This window comes from Belnapia moabensis DSM 16746 (assembly GCF_000745835.1).
Classification (GTDB): domain Bacteria; phylum Pseudomonadota; class Alphaproteobacteria; order Acetobacterales; family Acetobacteraceae; genus Belnapia; species Belnapia moabensis.
The window spans coordinates 6,490-9,412 of the sequence record NZ_KN050759.1 but is presented as its reverse complement, the minus strand read 5'-3'; the positions used below and the strand labels follow the sequence as shown (position 1 = coordinate 9,412).

2 protein-coding genes and 2 pseudogenes are annotated in these 2,923 nt (G+C 63.8%); all 4 read left to right on the top strand.

Translation table 11 applies throughout. From position 1 onward, the window contains the following. Positions 1 to 377 (top strand): hypothetical protein (locus tag EP26_RS37195; RefSeq protein WP_211259671.1); only part of this gene is annotated, 377 nt, incomplete at its 5' end. 308 nt (positions 378 to 685) lie between these two features. Continuing rightward, positions 686 to 1,093: pseudogene (locus EP26_RS32835) on the top strand (zinc-binding dehydrogenase); the annotation flags it as partial. A gap of 34 nt (positions 1,094 to 1,127) precedes the next feature. Further along, positions 1,128 to 2,504, top strand: coding sequence for an LLM class flavin-dependent oxidoreductase (locus EP26_RS31305; RefSeq protein ID WP_211259670.1), 1,377 nt, complete (start codon positions 1,128 to 1,130; stop codon positions 2,502 to 2,504). A gap of 175 nt (positions 2,505 to 2,679) precedes the next feature. Continuing rightward, positions 2,680 to 2,923, top strand: a pseudogene (locus tag EP26_RS36620) (hypothetical protein); the annotation flags it as partial.

The window sequence follows — 2,923 nt, the reverse complement described above, 5'->3', positions numbered from 1 at the left end:
CCCGCCGCAATCTCGGAGAGGAGATCAGAGCTTCCGGCAGCAGCGTCCATGTCTTCGGCTGCGGCGATGCACGCCAAGCCGTGATCTGGCTCCTGCGTCCAGACTTGGAGGACGCGCTGTTTGAAGGAGGGCGCCGTCCCCTGCGTCGGGCTGCTCAAGGTGGCCAAGTCTCACTTACCCTCAGAGTGCCCGGTTTGATGCCTGGCGCTTACGAAGCAGTACTCTGGAACACCCGAACTGGGCGAGAGAGCGGGCGGGTGAGGGCCGTGGCGGAGGATACCGCAGGGCTGACCTTGCCAATCCGTTTTTTCGGTTCTGACGTCGCCCTGGCGATCACCCCGCGCGATGCCGTGGCGCTAAACCCTACGCTGGAATGAGAAAGCTTCGGTAGGCGGGGCTATCGTCGAGGTGCTGGAGGAAAACACACGATGCGTGACTTGTCAGCGTGTTGCACCGGTCAACGGGCCGGGCGCAGTGAGCCCTGCTGAGGTGACACGGCGAAAGTGGTCGGGATCTGGTGTGAACACGGCGGGTATGCAGGCCGGCGATACGATCGCGGTGGTGGGTCTCGGCGGCGTCGGCATGAATGCGTTGTTCGCAGCGGTCGCCAGTGGCGCGGAACGTATCATCGCTATTGATACCAGCGCCGAAGCTCGGCCTCGCCCGACAATGAGGCGCGACTGACACTTTCCTTGCCACCGATGCGGACTGCGTCGAACGGATCAAAGCGGCGACTGATGGCGGCGTCGATACGGTCATTGAGACTGCCGGCAACATCCGTGCGATGGAGCTGGCCTATGCGATCACCGCCCGAGGCGGCAGCGTCGTCAGCGCTGGGCTGCCGGCCCAGGGAGCGAATTTCTCTCATATGCAGGCCGGGCTGGTGTCGGATGAGAAGAGCATCCTCGGCAGCTACATGGGCAGTTGCGTGCCGGAGCGGGACATCCCGCGCTTTCTCGGCCTCTACAAGCGCGGCAAGCTGCCGGTGGAGCGGCTCAAATCAGGCAGCTTGCCCTTGGCTGAAATCAATGCCGCATTCGATCGGCTGGCCGATGGCAGCGTGTTACGGCAACTGCTGCGGCCGAACGGTTAGATGGCGGCATGGCCTCCAACTGAATCTGCCCATCTTGCCGACGCCGGGTATGCCGCCTATCGTTCCCATAAGATGCCTGGATGTGTCGCGTAGACAGGCCGTACCTGCCGCATGTGCATCCGCCATGACGGCTTGGTGGCCAGATGTGTGCCGCCGGCATCCGCATCCAGGAGACGTACGCATGCCCCGGCTTGGTTTCGGTGCCTTCCTCGCTCCCCATCACCCGATCGGCGAGCATCCCATGCTGCAGTTCCGCCGTGACCTTGATCTAGTGGAGCATCTGGATCGGCTTGGCTACGACGAGTTCTGGTGTGGCGAGCACCATTCCAGCGGATGGGAGATGATTGCGTCGCCGGAGATGTTCCTGGCTGCCGCAGGCGAGCGCACGAAGCGCATCAAGCTGGCAACCGGTGTAGTGTCGCTGCCGTACCACCATCCCTTCCATGTGGCGCAGCGAATGGTGCAACTCGACCATATGACCGGCGGTCGAGCAATCTTCGGCTCCGGCCCCGGCGCGCTCGCTTCGGATGCCCACACGCTTGGCATCGACCCGATGCTGCTCCGCGACCGGCAGGACGAGGCCATTGGCGTCATCCGCCGGCTGTTCCAGGGCGAGCGCGTCACCTATCGTAGCGAGTGGTTCAACCTGAACGACGCTGCACTGCAGCTTCTGCCGTTGCAGGAAGAGATGCCATTCGCGGTAGCTTCCCAGATCAGCCCATCCGGCATGACGCTTGCGGGCAAGCATGGCATCGGCATCATCTCGATCGGCTCGCTCTCGAACGAGGGGCTGAACGCACTGCCGACGCAGTGGGGTTTCGCCGAGGCTGCCGCGGCCAAGTACCAGACCGTGGTGAGCCGGAAGAACTGGCGCGTGCTGCTGAGCTGGCATATCGCCGAGACACGCGACCGGGCACGGGCCGAGGCCCGTGACGGGCTGCTGCGGCATCACAACGAATACATCACAGGCACCCTGCAACGTCCTGGCGCGAAGCCATTCACCGACCCGGATGAGGCGGTAGACAAGTCTGCCTTCGGCCAGGGTGCGGTGGCAACGATTGGGACACCGGATGACCTCGTTGCCCGCATCAAGGAGGTGCTGGCCATCAGCGGCGGTTTCGGCACCGTGGTTGGCTTCGTCCATGATTGGGCGAACCCGGAGAATACCTTCCGCAGCTGGGACATGGTGGCGCGCTACGTGGTGCCGGAGATCAACGGCTACCTGGCCGGGTTGCGCAAGTCACGTGAGTTCGTGGCCAGCAACCGCGAGTATTTCGACCGAGCACGGGAGGCGGTGATGGCGAAGATCAGCGAGAACGCGACCGCCGCCGAGGCGCTGAAGGTCACGAAGTCACAGATGCTGGCAGCTTCGTCCAGCAATGTGCCGGAGTTCGGCAAGCGGCACAACTGAAGGGGCAAGGCTTAGCGCTCGCGCTGCAGCGTCCAATTGCCGGTTTGACTGAGTTGCACAAAGTCACATTGCGGTATTCGACGTCGAGCGCGACCTACCCCGGCCTCAACAGCCCGTTGACGAAGTCGCCCTGACTTGATTCCGTTCGCTCCAGGACGCGAATGGCAGGTGTGGCATGGCGCTGGGACGACAGAAGGGCCAGCAACCGGAACTGCTGGTGACCTGGGCAGAGATGCCGCGCTCGCCAGGGCACGTGTTCTACGACCGGCTGCAGGCCGAACTGCTCAGCGCTGGGTTTGACGGCTTTGTCGAAGGCCAGTGCGCGCCCTACTACGCGGCGCGGCAGGGCCGGCCTTCGCTGCCGCCGGGGCGGTACTTTCGCATGCTCCTGGTCGGCTACTTCGAGGGCATCGACAGCG